Origin of the sequence: Micromonospora sp. LOL_025 (assembly GCF_048060285.1) — a bacterium.
GTDB lineage: Bacteria > Actinomycetota > Actinomycetes > Mycobacteriales > Micromonosporaceae > Micromonospora.
In genome coordinates, this window is sequence record NZ_JBHMIR010000016.1 from 1 (window position 1) to 16,923 (window position 16,923).

The 16,923-nt window shown below is 75.1% G+C and carries 22 protein-coding genes and 1 tRNA gene; 17 read left to right on the forward strand and 6 right to left on the reverse strand.

What is annotated here, in order from left to right; translation table 11 throughout:
* The 7 genes from nrfD to ACFHW0_RS19685 all read left to right on the forward strand — a co-directional run.
* Positions 1-1,005, forward strand: a 1,005-nt coding sequence (gene nrfD / locus ACFHW0_RS19655) for an NrfD/PsrC family molybdoenzyme membrane anchor subunit (RefSeq protein WP_416609622.1), incomplete at its 5' end; no start/stop codon positions are given.
* Between the two features lie 45 nt (positions 1,006-1,050).
* Positions 1,051-1,146, forward strand: a tRNA-Sec gene (locus tag ACFHW0_RS19660).
* Between the two features lie 19 nt (positions 1,147-1,165).
* On the forward strand, positions 1,166-2,470 hold the full coding sequence (selA, locus tag ACFHW0_RS19665) for an L-seryl-tRNA(Sec) selenium transferase (protein WP_416609841.1): 1,305 nt from the start codon (positions 1,166-1,168) through the stop codon (positions 2,468-2,470).
* A gap of 3 nt (positions 2,471-2,473) precedes the next feature.
* On the forward strand, positions 2,474-4,237 hold the full coding sequence (gene selB, locus ACFHW0_RS19670; protein ID WP_416609623.1) for a selenocysteine-specific translation elongation factor: 1,764 nt from the start codon (positions 2,474-2,476) through the stop codon (positions 4,235-4,237).
* A 40-nt stretch (positions 4,238-4,277) separates the two neighbouring features.
* Complete coding sequence (locus ACFHW0_RS19675; RefSeq protein WP_089000292.1) at positions 4,278-4,475, forward strand: hypothetical protein; 198 nt, start codon at positions 4,278-4,280, stop codon at positions 4,473-4,475.
* Position 4,476: 1 nt separating this feature from the next.
* Complete coding sequence (locus tag ACFHW0_RS19680; RefSeq protein WP_416609624.1) at positions 4,477-5,766, forward strand: hemolysin family protein; 1,290 nt, start codon at positions 4,477-4,479, stop codon at positions 5,764-5,766.
* A 67-nt stretch (positions 5,767-5,833) separates the two neighbouring features.
* The gene (locus tag ACFHW0_RS19685) at positions 5,834-6,004 is read left to right on the forward strand and encodes a hypothetical protein (RefSeq protein ID WP_199184494.1); all 171 of its coding nucleotides are present in this window, start codon (positions 5,834-5,836) and stop codon (positions 6,002-6,004) included.
* 5 nt (positions 6,005-6,009) lie between these two features.
* On the opposite strand, the gene ACFHW0_RS19690 is transcribed toward ACFHW0_RS19685, so the two are convergent.
* Positions 6,010-6,660, reverse strand: a complete 651-nt coding sequence (locus ACFHW0_RS19690) for a hypothetical protein (protein WP_416609625.1) — start codon at positions 6,658-6,660, stop codon at positions 6,010-6,012.
* A 124-nt stretch (positions 6,661-6,784) separates the two neighbouring features.
* Here ACFHW0_RS19690 and ACFHW0_RS19695 point away from each other — a divergent pair, with 124 nt between their 5' ends.
* Positions 6,785-6,985, forward strand: coding sequence for a hypothetical protein (locus ACFHW0_RS19695; RefSeq protein WP_416609626.1), 201 nt, complete (start codon positions 6,785-6,787; stop codon positions 6,983-6,985).
* Here ACFHW0_RS19695 and ACFHW0_RS19700 read toward each other — a convergent pair.
* The 5 genes from ACFHW0_RS19700 to ACFHW0_RS19720 form a co-directional block, all read right to left on the reverse strand.
* A complete protein-coding gene (locus ACFHW0_RS19700; protein ID WP_416609627.1) occupies positions 6,982-7,461 on the reverse strand; it encodes a hypothetical protein in 480 nt (159 codons plus the stop codon). The two genes, ACFHW0_RS19695 and ACFHW0_RS19700, sit on opposite strands and share 4 nt — an antisense overlap.
* Positions 7,458-7,670 (reverse strand): phosphatidylethanolamine-binding protein, encoded by a 213-nt coding sequence (locus tag ACFHW0_RS19705; RefSeq protein ID WP_101409922.1) that lies wholly within the window; start codon positions 7,668-7,670, stop codon positions 7,458-7,460. Before ACFHW0_RS19705 ends, ACFHW0_RS19700 begins: the two co-directional genes overlap by 4 nt.
* 132 nt (positions 7,671-7,802) lie before the next feature.
* The gene (locus tag ACFHW0_RS19710; protein ID WP_416609628.1) at positions 7,803-8,150 is read right to left on the reverse strand and encodes a transcriptional regulator; all 348 of its coding nucleotides are present in this window, start codon (positions 8,148-8,150) and stop codon (positions 7,803-7,805) included.
* Entirely contained in the window at positions 8,147-8,842 is a 696-nt protein-coding gene (locus ACFHW0_RS19715; RefSeq protein WP_416609629.1) for a hypothetical protein, read from the reverse strand. The genes ACFHW0_RS19710 and ACFHW0_RS19715 overlap by 4 nt, the downstream gene beginning before the upstream one ends.
* Positions 8,843-8,891: 49 nt before the next feature.
* Complete coding sequence (locus ACFHW0_RS19720) at positions 8,892-9,773, reverse strand: universal stress protein (protein WP_416609630.1); 882 nt, start codon at positions 9,771-9,773, stop codon at positions 8,892-8,894.
* 119 nt (positions 9,774-9,892) lie between these two features.
* Between ACFHW0_RS19720 and ACFHW0_RS19725 the strand changes: the two genes are divergently transcribed.
* The 9 genes from ACFHW0_RS19725 to ACFHW0_RS19765 all read left to right on the forward strand — a co-directional run bounded on the left by ACFHW0_RS19725 (position 9,893) and on the right by ACFHW0_RS19765 (position 16,915).
* Positions 9,893-10,639 carry an SAM-dependent methyltransferase gene (locus tag ACFHW0_RS19725; protein ID WP_416609631.1) on the forward strand — a complete coding sequence of 249 codons (747 nt, stop codon included), beginning with the start codon at positions 9,893-9,895 and terminating at the stop codon, positions 10,637-10,639.
* Positions 10,640-10,915: 276 nt separating this feature from the next.
* Positions 10,916-12,094, forward strand: coding sequence for a PP2C family protein-serine/threonine phosphatase (locus tag ACFHW0_RS19730; protein WP_416609632.1), 1,179 nt, complete (start codon positions 10,916-10,918; stop codon positions 12,092-12,094).
* Between the two features lie 53 nt (positions 12,095-12,147).
* Entirely contained in the window at positions 12,148-12,615 is a 468-nt protein-coding gene (locus ACFHW0_RS19735) for a MarR family transcriptional regulator (protein WP_416609633.1), read from the forward strand.
* 299 nt (positions 12,616-12,914) lie between these two features.
* Entirely contained in the window at positions 12,915-13,556 is a 642-nt protein-coding gene (locus ACFHW0_RS19740; protein ID WP_416609634.1) for a CDP-alcohol phosphatidyltransferase family protein, read from the forward strand.
* Entirely contained in the window at positions 13,553-14,497 is a 945-nt protein-coding gene (locus tag ACFHW0_RS19745; RefSeq protein WP_416609635.1) for a DUF881 domain-containing protein, read from the forward strand. Before ACFHW0_RS19740 ends, ACFHW0_RS19745 begins: the two co-directional genes overlap by 4 nt.
* Complete coding sequence (locus ACFHW0_RS19750; RefSeq protein WP_089000302.1) at positions 14,494-14,826, forward strand: small basic family protein; 333 nt, start codon at positions 14,494-14,496, stop codon at positions 14,824-14,826. Before ACFHW0_RS19745 ends, ACFHW0_RS19750 begins: the two co-directional genes overlap by 4 nt.
* 10 nt (positions 14,827-14,836) lie before the next feature.
* Complete coding sequence (locus tag ACFHW0_RS19755; protein ID WP_416609636.1) at positions 14,837-15,814, forward strand: DUF881 domain-containing protein; 978 nt, start codon at positions 14,837-14,839, stop codon at positions 15,812-15,814.
* 54 nt (positions 15,815-15,868) lie between these two features.
* Positions 15,869-16,249, forward strand: coding sequence for a glycine cleavage system protein GcvH (gene gcvH / locus ACFHW0_RS19760; protein WP_416609638.1), 381 nt, complete (start codon positions 15,869-15,871; stop codon positions 16,247-16,249).
* Positions 16,250-16,462: 213 nt separating this feature from the next.
* Positions 16,463-16,915 carry an FHA domain-containing protein gene (locus tag ACFHW0_RS19765; protein WP_089000305.1) on the forward strand — a complete coding sequence of 151 codons (453 nt, stop codon included), beginning with the start codon at positions 16,463-16,465 and terminating at the stop codon, positions 16,913-16,915.
* Positions 16,916-16,923 lie beyond the last annotated feature (8 nt).

The window sequence follows — 16,923 nt, forward strand, 5'->3', positions numbered from 1 at the left end:
CCCGCGCCCGGGACGCCCGCCGTCCGTGGGCGGCGGCGGGGCCGGCGCGGCGGCGAGGAGCTGACCGTCCCGGAGGCCGAGTTCACCTCCTACTACGGCCGTCCCATCCTGAAGGCGCCGGTCTGGAAGTGGGACATCGCCGCGTACCTGTTCACCGGCGGGCTGGCCGCCGGTTCGTCGCTGCTCGCGGCCGGCGGGCAGCTCACCGGCCGGCCCGCGCTGCGGCGCGCCGGCCGGGTCGCTTCGCTGGCGGCGGTCACCGCCAGCACCGTCTTCCTGATCAAGGACCTGGGGCGGCCCGCCCGGTTCCACCACATGCTGCGGGTGGCCAAGCCCACCTCGCCCATGTCCGTGGGCACGTGGATCCTCAGCGTCTTCGGCCCGGCCGCCGGGATCGCGGCGGTTGCCGAGGGCGCGTCGTGGCTGCCCGGGCGCGGCCTGCCGGGGCTCGTCCGCCGGGCGCTGCCACCGGTCGGGCACGCCGCCGGGCTGGCCGCCGCGGTGACCGCGCCGGCCCTGGCCACGTACACCGGGGTGCTGCTGGCCGACACGGCGGTGCCGTCCTGGCACGAGGCGTACCCGCAACTGCCGACCATCTTCGCGGGCAGCGCCCTGGCCAGCGGCGCGGGGGTGGGACTGATCGCCGCGCCCGCCGCGCAGGCCGGGCCCGCCCGCCGGATGGCGGTGGCGGGCGCTGCCCTGGAGCTGTACGGCGCGCACCGGGTGGAGACCCGCCTCGGGCTGCTCAGCGAGCCCTACCGCACCGGTCGGGCCGGTCGACTGCTGCGCGCCGGGCGGGCCCTGACGGCGGTCGGGGTGGCCGGCGCGCTGCTGGGCCACCGCAGCCGGACGCTCTCCGCGCTGTCCGGGGTGGCCCTGCTGGGCGCCTCGGTGGCGACCCGGTTCGGCATCTTCGAGGGCGGCGTGGCCTCGGCGAAGGATCCGAAGTACACGGTGGTGCCGCAGCGGGAGCGCCTCGAGCGGCGCCGCGCCGCCGAGGGCTGACGCCCTCCCGCGCACGCCCGCCGGGCCTGTGGTTCACTGCTGCGTGGAGGCGTTCAGGCGGCTGGTGCCCCTCCCGGTCTTCAAAACCGGTGTGGTCCGGGATCCGGGCCAGGCGGGTTCGATTCCCGTCCGTCTCCGCCACGCTGCGGAAGTGAGGACCATGGGGGACGTCGCGGCCGATCCGCGCCGGCGGGTGCCGCGCACCGACGCGCTGCTCGCCGACCCCCGGCTGGTCGCCGCGGCGGGCACCCTGGGGCGGGAGCGGGTCAAGGCCGCCGTCCACCGCGCCCAGGAGCGCGCCCGCCGGGGCGAGATCACCCCCGAGGCGGTACGCGACGCCGCGCTGGCCGGCCTGCCCGCGCCGGCGCCCCGGGCGGTGCTCAACGCCACCGGGGTGGTGCTGCACACCAACCTGGGTCGCGCCGCGCTGTCGCCCGCCGCCGTCGCGGCGGTCGTCGCCGCCACCGGGCACACCGACGTCGAGCTGGACCTGCGCACCGGGCGGCGGGCCCGGCGGGGACGCGACGCCCTCGACGCCCTCGCGGCGGCGGTGCCCGACGCGGGCGCGGTGCACGTGGTCAACAACGGCGCCGCCGCGCTGGTGCTCGCCGCCACCGCGCTGGCCGCCGACGCCGAGATCGTCGTCAGCCGGGGCGAGCTGGTGGAGATCGGCGACGGGTTCCGCCTGCCCGACCTGCTGGAGAGCACCGGTGCCCGGCTGCGCGAGGTCGGCACCACCAACCGCAGCACGCTCGACGACTACGCCGCCGCGGTCGGTCCCCGTACCGGCTTCGTGCTCAAGGTGCACCCGTCGAACTTCCAGGTCACCGGCTTCACCTCCGCCGTGCCGGTGCGGCGGCTGGCCACCCTCGGCGTGCCCGTGGTCGCCGACATCGGCTCCGGGCTGCTCGCGCCCGATCCGCTGCTGCCCGCCGAGCCGGACGCCGCCAGCACCCTGCGGGCCGGGGCGGCGCTGGTCACCGCCAGCGGCGACAAGCTGCTCGGCGGACCGCAGGCCGGGCTGCTGCTGGGTGCCGCCGACCTCGTCGAACGGCTGCGCCGACACCCCCTCGCCCGGGCGTTGCGGGTGGACAAGCTGACCCTCGCCGCGCTCGCCGCCACCCTCGGCGACCCGGCCACCCCCACCCGGGCCGCGCTGCACGCCGACCCGGGCGCGCTGCGGGCGCGCACCGAGCGGCTGCGCGACGCGCTCGCCGCCGACGGGTGCGAGGCGCAGGTGGTGCCCGCCGGGGCGGTCGTCGGCGGCGGTGGAGCCCCCGGCGTCGAGCTGGCCTCGTGGGCGCTCAGCCTGCCCGAGCGGTACGCGTCTCCGCTGCGCGTCGGGGACCCGCCGGTGCTGGGCCGGGTGGTACGCGGGCGGCTGCTGCTGGACCTGCGCTGCGTACCCGCCGACGCCGACGCGGCGCTGTGCGCCGCCGTGCTGCGGGTGCCCGGGGCGGGCTGAGGCGTGTTCGTGATGGCCACCGCCGGGCACGTCGACCACGGCAAGTCGACCCTGATCCGGGCGCTGACCGGGATGGAACCCGACCGGTGGGCCGAGGAACGCCGCCGGGGCATGACCATCGACCTCGGCTTCGCCTGGAGCACGCTGCCCTCGGGCGGGACGGTCGCGTTCGTCGACGTGCCGGGGCACGAGCGGTTCGTGCCGAACATGCTCGCCGGCGTCGGCCCGGTGCCCGCCGCGCTGGTCGTCGTCGCCGCCGACGAGGGCTGGATGCCGCAGTCGGCCGAGCACCTGGCGGCACTGGACGCGCTCGGGGTGTCGTACGGCCTGCTGGTGGTGACCCGCGCGGACCTGGCGGATCCGGGGCCGGCGACGACCCGCGCCCGGGCGGAGCTGGCCGCCACCTCCCTGGGCGTGGTCGACGCGGTCGCCGTCAGCGCCGTGACCGGCGCCGGCCTGCCGCAACTGCGTGCGGCGCTGGACCGGCTCGCCGCCCGGCTGCCCGCCCCACGGGCCGAGGCCCCCGTGCGGCTGTGGGTGGACCGCGCCTTCACCGTGCGCGGCGCCGGCACCGTGGTGACCGGCACCCTCGGCGCCGGCCGGCTGCGGGTGGGCGACGAACTGGAGCTGGCCGGCAGCGCGGAGCCGGTGCGGGTACGCGGCCTGCACTCCCTCGGCGTGCCCCGGCCCGAGGTCGACCCGGTCGCCCGGGTGGCGGTGAACCTGCGCGGCACGCCCCGGGACCGGCTGGGGCGCGGCGACGCGCTGCTCACCCCGGGCCGGTTCCACCGCACGGATTTGCTGGACGTCCGGCTGGCCGGCGACCCGACCGGGCAACTGCCGGCCACCCTCACCCTGCACATCGGCGCGGCGGCGGTGCCGGCCCGGGTCCGGCCGCTCGGCCCGGACACGGCCCGGCTGCGGCTGGCCCGGCCGCTGCCGCTGCTGGTCGGGGACCGGGCGCTGCTGCGTGACCCGGGTCGGCACCACGTCGCCGGCGGGGTGACCGTGCTGGACGTGGCGCCGCCGCCGCTGAACCGCCGGGGCGCGGCGGTCGCCCGCGCGGCCGTGCTGGCGACGGTGGACGGCCGCCCCGACCTGGCCGGCGAGCTGCGCCGGCGGCGGCTGGCGCGGGCCGCCGACCTGATCCGCACCGGCGTCGAGGTCACCGGCCGGCCGGTCGCCGGCGACTGGCTGGCCGACCCGGAACACTGGCGGGGCCTCGGCGCCCGGCTGGTCGAGGAGGTCGCCCGGCACGCCCGGGAGCACCCGCTGGAGCCGGGCGCGCCGATCGAGTTGCTGCGGCAGCGCCTCGACCTGCCCGAGCGGGCGCTCGTCGAGGCGCTGGTCCGGCCGCCGCTGCGGCTGCGCGCCGGCCGGGTCACCGCGTCGCCGGTCGACGCGCTGCCGGAACCGGTGGCCCGGGCCGTGGCCCGGGTCCGCGCCGAGTACGCCGACCGCCCGTTCCGCGCCCCCGAGGCCGAGCACCTCGCCGACCTGGGGCTGGGTCCCCGGGAGATCGGCGCGGCCGTACGGGCGGGGGCGCTGCTGCGGCTCGCCGAGAACGTGGTGCTGCTGCCCGGCGCGGCCGAGGACGCCGTGCGGGTGCTGGCCGGGCTGCCCCAGCCGTTCACGCTCAGCGCCGCGCGGCGGGCGTTGGACACCACCCGCCGGGTCGCGGTGCCGCTGCTGGAGCTGCTGGACCGCCGCGGCGTCACCCGGCGGCTGCCCGACGACGCGCGGGTCGTGGTGACCGCCGGGTCGTGAAGCCGCCCCGGCGGGGCCGGTGGTCGCCTAGCGTGGCGCCATGGACCCTTCCGCGGTCTGGCGGGACAGGCAGCACAAATGGCGGATCGAGGCGTACCGGGCGCCGGACCTGCGTTTCGCGATCTTCGCCACCAACGGCACCACCGAGTCCGCGCCGCTGTGGCTGTTCGGGATGTCGGCGCTGGCCCGGTGGCTGATGACGCACAAGATCTCCCTCGACGACCTGGAGGTCGACTGACATGGGGGCGCAGCTCGGTCAGCTGGCGTTGGTGGCGGTGCTGGTGCTGGTCAACGCGGCCCTGTCGGGCAGCGAGATGGCGTTGGTGACGCTGCGCGAGGGGCAGGTGCGGCAGTTGGGCCGGCGCAGCCGGTCGGGAAAGCGGCTGGCCCGGCTGGTCCGCGACCCCAACCGGTACCTGGCGACCATCCAGCTCGGCATCACCCTCGCCGGGTTCCTCGCCTCCGCCGCCGCCGCGATCTCCCTGGCCGAGCCGCTGGTGGGGCCGCTGGGTTTCCTGGGCGGGGCCGCGCGCGGCGTCGCGGTCGTCCTGGTCACCGTGCTGCTGACGTTCGTCACGCTGGTCGTCGGCGAGCTGGCCCCCAAACGGCTGGCGATGCAGCGCGCGGAACGCTGGGGGCTGGTCAGCGCCGGCCCGCTGGACCTGCTGGCCCGGCTGTCCCGGCCGGCGGTCTGGCTGCTCAGCAAGGCCACCGACGTGGTGGTGCGGCTCGCGGGCGGGGACCCGCGCGCCAGCCGGACGGAGATGACCGAGGACGAGCTGCGGGAGATCCTGGTCAGCCAGCGGGGCCTGTCCGCGCAGCAGCGGGAGATCCTCACCGGCGCGTTCGACATCGCCGGCCGGACGCTGCGGGACATCCTGGTGCCCCGGCTGGACGTGACGGTGCTCCCCGCGACGCTGCCCGCCGCCGACGGGTTGCGCCGGCTCGCCGCCGCCGGCCGTTCCCGCGCCCCGGTCGTCGGGCCGGGTGGGCTCGACGAGGTGCGGGGCGTGGTGCACATCCGCGAACTCGTCGGGGCGGACGTGACGACGGTCGCCGACCGGGCCCGTCCGCCGCTGCTGCTGCCCGGCACCCTGCCCGTCTCCGACGCGCTGCGCGAGCTGCGGCTGTGCCACCAGCAGCTCGCCCTCGTCGTCGACGAGCACGGCGGGGTCGACGGCATGATCACCATGGAGGACCTGCTGGCGGAGGTCGTCGGGGAGCTGTACGACGAGACCGACCGGGACGTGACCGGGGTGACCCGGGAACCGGACGGCTCGCTGCTGGTGCCCGGGGACTTCCCGCTGCACGACCTGGCCGACGTCGGCGTGCACCTGCACTTCCAGCCGTCGCGGGAGTACACGACGGTGGCCGGGCTGGTCCTGGCCGGACTGCGGCACCTGCCGACCGGACCGGGGGAGACCGTGCACCTGCCGGGCCTGACGGTCGAGGTGGTGGAGGTGTCCGGCCGCACGATCCGCCGGGTCCGGCTGCGCAGCTTTCCCGCCGGCCCCGACCCGGTTGGGTGACGGCGGGCCGAACCACCACGAACGGCGCGGGGCCGGACGTACCGTCCGGTACGTGAAGGACCGAGGGATGCGGACGTTCGTCACCGTGCTGGCCGGGCTCGCGGTGATCTACTTCGGCACCACCGGCCGCAGCGAGGAGGACGGCCGCGGCGTGTCGGGCGGGCTCGTCGTGCTCGCGCTGCTGGCGGCGCTGCTGGTGTGGCACCTGACGAAGCCGGGCGACAAGACGGTCAAGTAGACCGGTCAGGTGGCGGCGGCGCGGGTTATCTCACCGGCGGACTCCTCGCCGAGGGCCACCCGAACCAGCGCCGAGGCGAGCCGGCCGAAGTCGGCCGGGTCGACCAGCCCGGCCAGCCGCTCCGCCGAGCCGGGCAGGCCGAGGCGTTTGGCGCCGGCCAGGGCGCGCCGGTCGGCGTACGGGCGCAGGTCGGCCCAGGCCACCTGCGCCTCGCGCAGGAAGATGTCGGCGCCGGTGGGGCCGATGCCGGGGAACTCCGTCAGCAGCCGGCGCAGCCCGGCCGGTTCACCGCCGGCGTCGCGGTGCAGCCGGCGCAGGTCGCCCCGCCAGCGGTCCAGGCACAGCCGGGCGCCGGTGCCGAGCATCGTCGAGGTCCGCTCGTCGTAGCGGCGGTAGTGGCCCCGGCCCAGCGCGTCGACCCGGTCCTGCCAGCTCGCCGCCTCCATCGCCTGCGGGGTCCGGTAGCCGGCGACGAAGAGCTCCCGGGCGGCCGCCACGGCCACCCCCGCCCGGATCCGGGTGCTCAGCAGGGTGGCGAGCACCAGCAGCTGGTAGAGCGGGGCGGGCCGGTCGGCGAGCGTGATGCCCGCCTCCTCGGCGTACGTGCGGCCCCGCCGGTCCAGCAGGACCCGCGCCACCTTCCGGTCGTCGCCCATCCTCGGGGTGTACCCGCCCTGCGCCCGGCCACCCCTGCGTGCGTGCTTCCCGGCGGGTATGCGGCCGGGACGGGCGGGTAACCGACGTCGGACACGGTCGGACCCCGGAAGGAGAGACCCAGTGGTGAACCCGCAGCAGGAGGAGTTCCGCCGCAACAACAAGGGCGCCACCAGCCAGGACAGCAAGGGCCCGCGCCCGACCGGGCACCCGCTCAACCGCGGCTCGTCGCACGGCGACGAGGGGCGGCCGGTGCCGCGGGGGCAGGTGTCCCCGTACGGCCCGGCCACGGAGCCCGTCGCCGACGACGAGAGCGCCGGGGGCTAACAGCCCCGGCCCGGGGCGGTCGGCCGCAGCCGGTTCCAGGTGGCTGCGGCCGCCACGCCGTACGCGAGGTGCGGCACGAGGTCCGCCAGCCAGTCCGACCGGCGCCACGTGCGCGGATCGGTCACCCCCAGCACGGTCATCGACCCGTCGGACATCGTCATCACGGCACCGCCGAGCACCCCGGCGGCCAGCGGCAGCGGCATCCGGCGGCCCCGGGTGAGCAGGGCGTACCCGATGCCCGCCGCCACGCCGATCCCGTAGCCGAGCAGGGGCCCGAGGCCCGAGCGGCGGTTCGCCGCCCGGTCCTCGGGCCCCAGGTCCACGTGCGCCACCTGGGCCACCCGCCCGGCGCTCTCCTCCGGGGTGCTGCTCGCCGGCCGCGCCCGCAGCACCATGTCGAGGTAGGTGACCACGTTCAGGGCGGTGCTGCCGACCGCGCCGGCGATCGCCCCGTCGGCCAGGTGCGTCGCCTTCACTTCGGGTCGCCCGGTTCGCGCTCGCCCTTGGGGCCGTAGACCCGCTCGCCGCGGACGACCCCCCGCTGCCCCCGGTCGGACTGCAGGATCCGGTTGGCCACGTCGTTGGCCTTGTCGTCCGGCACCCGCCGTCCCGAATCGTCGATCGCGTTCCGGATGCGCGCCCGCTGCTTGTCGTACGCGTTGCTGCCCGGCCGTGGTCCTGGCATCACTGCCTCCTCCGGTCGTCGTCGCCGTTGGCGTACCGCGGTCGTCTACCCGCCTGCGCGGGCACCAACCCCGCGACCGGTTCGCCGCACGGTCGCCGTGCGCCGGGGTGGCTGGTCGGCCGACGGCTGTCGCTACTGCCCGTTGGTCGTCTCGACGCGGGCGATGAGCTGCTTGAGTCGCGCGATCTCGTTGGCGAGCGCGGTGGTGCCGGCGGCGGTGAGGGTGATCCAGGTGCGGCCGCGCCGGCCCTCGTAGCCCTTCTCGACCTCGATCAGGCCGGCCGATTCCAGCACGCTGAGGTGCTTGGAGAGGTTGCCGGCGGTCAGCTCGAGGTGGGTGCGAAGGTAGCCGAACTCGACCCGGTGGGCCTCGTGAGCGATGGTCAGGATGCCCAGCCGTGCCCGCTGGTGCACCACCTCGTCCAGCCCGGTGACCGGGTGCCCGGCATCCGGGTCCGGGATGCCGGGCGCGGCTGTCACCGCTGCCGCCTGCGGGCCGCCGTGAAGAACCCGAACGCGCCGAGCAGCAGCACCGCGCCGCTGATGGCTTGCGGCACCGCGAATCGGGCCTGAAGTCCCCAGCCTGCCAGTCCCCAGCCCTCGTTCATCGGCAGTACCAGCAGCACCAGAGCCAGGTAGACGAGGGTGAACAGCAGCAGCCCGATGTTGCGCTCGATCCGGGCCAGCACCACCAGCGCGATACCGATCATGCTCCAGGGTGAGAACAGCCGGTCCAGCACCAGCCACCAGTACGAGAGTCGCTGCATCGACTCCGGGTGGCTCGGAAAATACAGGGCCGCGGCTACCCACGCGGCGGTGAACACGACGGTCGTCGCGGCGCCGGCGATCACGTACGGCAACACCCGGGCGCCCAGCCCGCGTGCCCGGGCAGCCCGCACGTAGGAGACGGCGATCGCCGCGTAGGCGAGCAGGAGCGCCGGCGGCCAGTAGTACAGCACGCCCCGCCGGGCGAATTCGCAGCTGGTGTCGGGGTGACAGTGCACCGTCATGCCGAGCCGGTCGAACGGGATCCCGACGAACGTCACTCCGGCCAGCACGAGCAGCGCGACCCAGGTCATCCGTTGGTCGAGACGTACCCGGTGCGCCAGGGAGCGAACCTCGGACAACAGCCGGCGGGGATCGCCGCCGGCAAGAATCGGCTCAGTAGTCATGCCAAGAGGTTTCCACAGCAAACCTCTCGGCGCTAGTGGCTGCGCCCGTTCAGCGGGGCGCGCGGATCACCGCGACCGGGCAGTCGGCGTGGTGCAGCAGCGACTGGCTCACCGAGCCCAGCAGCAGCCCGGTCAGCTCCCCGCGCCCCTGCCGGCCGACCACCAGCAGCTGGGCCCGACGGGACGCCTCCGCGAGCACCGTGGTGGGGCGGCCCCGGGTGGTCTCCCGGCTGACCGGCACGTCCGGCCACCGCTGGGTGAGCCCCGCCAGCGACTCGGCGACCACCCGCTCCTCCTCGGAGCGCAGTTCGGTGTCGTCGTACACCAGTGGTCGCATGTCCCCGGGGCCGGTGGAGGTCGGATGCCGGTAGGCGTGCACCGCGACCAGCGCCGCGCCGCGCGCCGACGCCTCCTCGACGGCGAACTCCGCGGCGAGGCGGGCCGTCTCGGAGCCGTCCACGCCGACGACCACGGGCCCCTCGGGGTGGTCGGTGCCCCGGGCGACCAGCACGGGACAGTCGGCGTACGCGGCGACCTGCACCGCGACGGACCCGACCACCAGGGCGGAGAAGCCGCCGAGCCCCCGGTCGCCGAGCACGATCATCGCGGCGGCCGGCGACTCGCCGAGCAGCACCGCGGCGGCCTCGCCGTCGATGATCTCGCCGGAGATCCGCAGCCCGGGCACCGCCGACTCGGCCTCGTCCGTGGCGGCGGCGACGACCTGCTCCGCCTGGTGCCGCAGGCCAGCGCCGGGCGGGCCGGCGGCGGGGGCGTCGACCGGCACGCGCAGCAGGGGCCAGATGAAGGCGTGCACGATCCGCAGCGGCCGGTGCCGGCGGGCCGCCTCTACGGCGGCCAGCCGCACGCCGCGCAGCGCCGAGTCCGAGCCGTCCACGCCGACGACCACCGCCGCGCCGTTCGCCGAGTTCACCGCCCACCTCCCGCCGGTTCCCGGCCAGTATCGCGGCCGGGAACCTGTCGGCGGGCCGATACCGCGCAGGCCGACCGGTGGGTACGCTGTCCACGCCCACCGGGGAGGGAGCGTCGTCGATGGTTGAGCCGGACCAGCCGAGCACCGCGCGGATGATCGATTTCTGGCTCGGCGGGGAGCACCACTACCCGGTCGACGTGGCGGCCGCCCGCGACTTCGAGCAGGCGTACGGGCCGTGCGCGCCGGTCTTCCGCGAGCTGCGCGCCTTTCTCGGCCGGGCGGTGCGGGCGATGGTTGCGCGCGGGGTGGACAGCTTCCTCGTCTTCGGCGCCGGGGTGCCCACGATGGGCAACGTGCACGAGGTCGCCCCGGAGGCCACCGTTCTCTACACCGACGTCGACCCGGTCACCATCCGCCTCGGCCAGCGCCTGCTGACCGGCAGCGACCGGGCCGGCTACGGCTACGGCGACGCGACCGACATCGGCACGGTCGACCGCGCCCAGCTGCACCGGTTCGTGCCGGGGTGGGGGAGGAGACCGGTCGGGGTGGTCTTCCTCGGTCTGGCCGCGTTCCTCGACGACGAGACGCTGGCCCGCACCCTCGACGAGCTCTACGAGGCCACCGCGCCGGGCAGCCTGCTCGCCGTCGACTTCGACACGGAGGAACTGGCCGGCTTCCCGGAGGCCCTCGCGATGATGGGCCCGGCGTTCCGGATGCGCCCGCCGGCCGCGTTCGTGCCGCTGCTGGGCCGCTGGACGCCCACCGAGGACGGCATCGTCCCGATCGCCCGGTGGCGTCCGGACGGCCCGCCGGCCCAGCTGCCCGACGCGTTCCACGGCGGGCTCGCCGTCCGCTCGCCGGCCTGACCGACGCCACCGCGCCACCCGGCCGGCACCCGGCCGACGCCCGAGCCCCGGCCGCTGCCGCGGCTATCCGGCTGCCTCTCCTGGGCACCACCCGGTTGCCGCCGCAGCCCCGGTCGCCGTGCCGGGATCGCCCGAGGCGACGTGGGCCCCCGCGCCGTGGGTCCGTCCGCGCCCGGAGTACGGCGGCCGGCCCCTGCCGTGCGCCCGCCCGCCCGGAGGACGGGGGAGGGGCCTCCGTATGATGCTTGCCCTACGGCAAGCTTCCGGAGGATGATCATGTTGGAGGCACCGGGCCAGGTCTCGCGTGCGCTTCGTGCGGCCCCGCCCGACCAGGTGGTGGAGGCGGCGGACCGGGCCATCCGGTCCGTCCTGGGCGCCTCGCGTACGGACGTGTTCATCGCGGACTACCGGATCAGCGGGCTCTGGCCGGTGCTCGACGCGGACCTCTCCGACGGCGGCTTCCTCGCCTGTCACGACGTGGCGCAGCGCTGCTTCAGCAGCCAGCAGCCGATGACCGACGCCGACGAGGAGGGCCGGTGCCGGCTCTACCTGCCGCTGTCGGTGTGGGGGGAGCGGCTGGGCGTGCTCCTGGTCGAGCTGCCCGGTCCGCCCGACCCGGACGTCGTCGAACGGGCCGCGGACATCGCCGGTGAGTTGGCGGTCGTGCTGCGCGCGGCGGACCGGGAGACCGACCGGTACCGCCGGGTCCGCCGGCGGGAGCGGCTCAGCATGGCGGCCGAGATGCAGTGGGAACTGTTGCCGGGTCGCGGCGTGAGCCACGCGGCGTTCGAGCTCGCCGGCCAGCTTGAGCCGGCGTACACGGTCGGCGGGGACCACTTCGACTGGTCCGTGGACGACGACCGGCTCACCGTGACGGTGCTCAACGGCGCCGGCATCGGGCTGGCGGCGGCGCTGCTGACCGCCGTCACCGTGAACGCGCTGCGTAACGCCCGGCGCTCCGGAGGCAGCCTCGTCGAGCAGGCCGAGTTGGCCTCCGACACGGTCTTCTACCAGCACCGCGGTCGCCGGTACGTGGCCACGCTGCTGCTCGAGCTGGACACCGTCACGGGCCGGGTGCGGGCGGTGGACGCCGGCTCCCCGCACCTGCTGCGGGTACGCGGCGGCACGGTGACGCCCATCCATCTGGAGCAGCAGCTGCCGCTGGGCATGTTCGCCGAGGCCCGCTACGACGTCCAGGAGTTCGAGCTGGAACCGGGGGACCGGCTCTTCGTGGTCAGCGACGGGGTGTGGGCCGCCGACCCCGGTGACCGCGGGGCCTACGGCGAGCGGATGATGGCGCGGGCGATGCGGTCCACACGGTTGCAACCGCCGGCGGAAGCGGTTGGTACGGTGATGCGCGAACTGCACGCCTGGCACGCGGACGCCGACCTGCGCGACGACGCGGTCGTCGTCTGCCTGGACTGGCGTGGTTTTGCCGGGCGGGGCGACGGGTGAGAGCCGTCGTCGCACCGGCAGGACACGAGCGGGACGATCGCAGGGGACACCGGGTGGAGCGACCTCCGAATCTCGCCGCGGCGATCGACGCCGCCGCCGAGGCGCTCGTCGGTGTGCTCGATTCGGCGGTGTCCCGGCACCAGATGGCCGTCTCCCCGACGCAGCTGCGCGTGCTGTCGCTGATCAGCAGCCGGCCGGAGACCAACGTCAACGGCCTGGCCGAGTTGTTGGACGTCGTGCCGTCCTCGGCGAGCCGGCTCTGCGACCGGTTGGAGGCCACCGGGCTGCTGCGCCGGGTGCCCGATCCCCGCGACCGGCGGGAGGTGCGGCTGATGCCGACGGCCGCCGCCGAGACGCTGCTACGCGAGCTGCAGGAGCGCCGGCACCGGGCGGTGCAGGCCGTGCTGGACCGGATGCCCGGTCGGGCGCAGCACGAGCTGCTGCTGGCGTTGGTGGCCTTCGAGCGCGCGGCGACCGCAGTCGCGAGCGAGTCGCCTGTCGACCGGGCCCGCACCGCCTGACGGACCGCCCCTTTCCGCTTCTCCACTAGTGTCCTAGGATGCCTTACGGGTGGTGACGCACCACACGCGACGGCACCGCCGCGGCCGGAGGCGTACGCCTGAGGCCGAAGCGGGCACCGAGGGCCCGATATAGTGGCAGCGCAACCGGCCCGTGATCGTGACGATCGCGGGCCGATGTCAGGCGAAGGTCCCGCACGGGGGCCGCAGGGGACGCCGGCGGCAGCCGGCCCGACAGCGCCCACGTTCTCCGCGCCGCCGGTCCTCGGCCGGGCGGCGGAGCGTGCCGCGGAGGAGGTTCGGTGTCGCGTCCGCCGGCTCGGGAAGAGCACCCGGGGGCCACCGCCGGCACGAGCGGATCGGCCGTGGGCGACCGGATCCTCACGCTGCCGAACGTCATCAGCTTCATCCGGTTGCTCGGCGTACCGCTCTTCCTCTACCTGCTGCTCGTCGCGCACGCCGACGTCGCGGCGGTCGTGGTGCTGGCCATCGGCGGCACCACGGACTGGGTGGACGGTTGGGTGGCGCGCCGGATGCGGCAGGTCAGCCGGCTGGGGGAGCTGCTCGACCCGCTCGCCGACCGGCTCTACATCCTCGCCACGCTGCTCGGCTTCACCGCGCGCGACGTGGTGCCCTGGCAGTTCACCGCGGCGCTGCTGGCCCGGGAGCTGCTCCTGCTCGGCTCGCTGGCGGTGCTGCGTCGGCACGGGTACGGCCCGCCGCCGGTGCACTACGTCGGCAAGACCGCGACCTTCCTGCTGCTGGCCGCCTTCCCGGTCCTGCTGCTCGCCGCGGCGGTGCCGGGCGCCGCGACCGTGGCCGGGGCGATCGGCTGGGGCCTGTCCTGGTGGGGCCTGGTGCTCTACTGGGTGGCCGGCGCGCTCTACGTCGTGCAGGCCGGCCGGCTGGTCAGGGCGGTTCGGGCCGGGGGAGCGCCGGCATGACGGGCGCGCCGGGCGACGGTCGGGGACGCGGCGACCGGGTGTACGCCCCGGACTTCCTCACCGAACTGTTCCGCAACCCGCTGGATCCCGGGTACGCCGACGCGGCGGCCCGGCGTCGGGAGCGGCAGACGCCGTCGCCAAGGTGGCGGCGCTGGTCGGCGCGCTCCGTGACGCTGGTGGTGGCGCTGCTGCTGGGTTTCCTGTTCGCGGTGGCGTACCGGCAGACGTTGGAGGCCGAGCCGGGGCGCAGCCAGGCTCGGTCCGGCCTGGTCGAGCAGATCAAGCAGCGGGAGACCGAGACGGACCGGTTGTCGGTGCGGGCCGACGAGCTGCGGGCGGAGGTGGCGCGGCAGCGGGCGGCGGCGCTGGGCGGCTCGGAGGCGGCGCGGTTGCACCAGCTGGAGGCGGGCACCGGCCTGGGGCGGGTGCGCGGTGACGGCGTGGTGGTGCGCCTGGCGGACGCGCCGCAGAACCAGGACGCGGTGACCGGCGCGGACGTGGGGCCGTCCCGGGTGATCTACAGCGATCTGCAGGGTGTGGCCAACGACCTGTGGGCGGCGGGGGCGGAGGCGATCGCGATCAACGGTCAGCGGTTGACGGCGATGTCGACGATCCGCTCGGCGGGACAGGCGATCCTGGTGGACTTCCGGCCGGTGACGGGGCCGTACGAGGTGTCGGCGATCGGTCCGGGGTCGATGCGCGACCGGTACGAGGACAGCCGCAGCGCGTTGACGATGCGGAAGGTGGCTGAGGACACGGGGTTGTCGTTCGGGGTGCGTGAGGCGGAGGACCTCACCCTGCCGGCGGCTCCGGACCCGCGGCTACGCTACGCGCAGCCCTCGGTGAGCCCGTCGCCGTCGCCGTCGGGGGCGGACCGTTCCGTCAGTCCTGGGCCGACCGGTTCGAGGACGTCTCCCAGCCCCTCCGGAGGTGGTCGATGATCGCGGTGCTGGCGTTGCTCGCCGGTGTGGTCCTCGGGGTGTGGCTCGACCCCACGGTGCCCACGGCGTTGCAGCCGTACCTGCCGATCGCGGTGGTGGCCGCGTTGGACGCGGTGTTCGGCGGGGTGCGGGCGAAGCTCGACCGGATCTTCGACGACAAGCAGTTCGTGGTGTCGTTCATTTCGAACGTGCTGGTGGCGGGTCTGATCGTGTATCTGGGTGACCAGTTGGGGGTGGGCGGTCAGCTGTCCACCGGCGTGGTGGTCGTGCTCGGGGTGCGGATCTTCGGAAACGTGGCGGCGATCCGTCGGCACCTGTTCCGGGCGTAGGTTGGTGGCGATGAGCAGCGACGAGCACACCGAGACGGGCACGGGTTGGCCGCAGCCGGCGGGTCCGGGGCGGCCGTCGGGTCCGGCGGGGGAGCCCGATCCGCGGCCGGACGCGCCGGATCCGGACGAGTTGAGCCCGTTGGCGCCGGAGCGGTCGGCGTCGCCGGTGGAGCCGCCCGTGCAGGAGCCTGCGGTGGTGGAGCCCGACGAGGGCGCGACGGTGGATCTGAGCCGGGCCGCCGAGGCGGGTGTGGTCGCGCCGGCGGTGTCCGGGGGTGGCGGGGCGCCGCGGCGGCGGGTGAGTTCGGCCGGGGTGATGATCGCGGCGCTGCTGGCGTTGCTGGGGTTCACCCTGGTGGTGCAGTTCAAGTCGACGTCGACGGATCCGACGGTGGCGGCGACGCGGCAGGAGGACCTGGTGCGGATCCTGTACGACCTGAACTCGCGGGAGGTCCGGCTGCGGCAGGACATCGCGACGCTGGAGGAGAGTCAGCGGCAGTTGCGTTCGGGTCAGCAGGGGCGGCAGGCGGCGTTGGAGGAGGCGACGCGGCGGGCCGACGAGTTGGGGATCCTGGCGGGGACGTTGCCGGCGACGGGGCCGGGGTTGTCGGTGCGGTTCGGGGCGGGTGAGAAGCCGATCTCGGCGTCGCGGGTGTTGGACGCGGTGCAGGAGTTGCGGGGCGCGGGCGCGGAGGCGATGCAGATCTCCGGTGGTGACCGGGCGACGGTGCGGATCATCGCGTCGACGTTCTTCCTGGACGGGGAGGGCGGGTCGTTGGTGGTGGACGGGCGTCGGTTGACGGGTCCGTTCACGATCACGGTGATCGGCGATCCGGCGACGATGCGTACGGCCTTGAACATTCCCGGCGGGGTGGTGGCGTCGGTGACGGGTGACGGCGGTAAGTTGATCGTTGAGGATCGTGAGGCTGCCGAGGTTTCGGCGCTGCACGCGCCGATCAAGCTGGAACACGCCCGTCCGGTCTCCTGACCGGCGCGGCTCGCACCGGGTTTCCGGTGCGCCGATGGATGAAGGACGCGTCTGGTGATTCCTGAGGATCTGCGGTATACCGCCGAGCACGAGTGGGTGGCGGGTGGCGGCGGCGGCACTGTCCGGGTCGGCATCACGCACTTCGCGCAGGACGCCCTGGGTGACATCGTGTACGTCCAGCTGCCTGATGCCGGTGCGGTGGTGGCGGCCGGTGAGTCGTTGGGTGAGATCGAGTCGACGAAGAGCGTGTCGGAGATCTACGCCCCGCTGAGCGGTACGGTGGCGGCGCGCAACGAGGCGCTCGGCGACACCCCTGAGGTGATCAACACCGATCCGTACGGTGCGGGTTGGTTGCTGGAGATCACCCCGGACGATCCGGCGGCGGTCGACGGCCTGCTGTCCGCGGACGCGTATCGTGAGCTCACCGAGAGCTGAGTGTGTCCCCTCCGGGCGTGGCGGGTGTTCCGCGCGTCCGGTTGCCCTGCATTTCGGCGCTGGCTAGGCTCGCCCAGTCGACCGAGAACCAATAGTTCAGCGTTGCGGAATTGCCTTTCCGGGCACGGGGAGCCAGCCGCCGGGTGTTGGAGTGCCCGGCGGCCAGACCCGCCATTACCCGACGCCGACCGAACAGATCCGTGAGGTGGTCCCATGACGCGCCCAGACGACGAGTTCCCCCCACTCGACGTCACTTCGACGCTCAATCTCGGCTCGCTCGACGAAGTGCTGGAGGGGCCGGACACCGATGTGGTGCCGAGCCGGATGTCCGGTTCGTTGCCGCCGGGTATGGCGCTGCTGGTGGTTCGCCGGGGTCCGAATGCGGGTGCCCGGTTCCTGTTGGATCACGACGTGACGACCAGCGGCCGTCACCCGGACAGCGACATCTTCCTCGACGACGTGACGGTGTCGCGGCGGCACGCCGAGTTCCACCGCGACGGTGGGACGTTCACGGTGCGGGACGTGGGAAGCCTGAACGGCACGTATGTGAACCGGGAGCGGGTCGAGGCGGCCACGTTGAGCAATGGTGACGAGGTGCAGATCGGCAAGTTCCGGGTGGTGTTCATCGCCGGTCCGCGTCCCGAGGAGGGGGCCGGCCGGGGGTGAACGAGCCT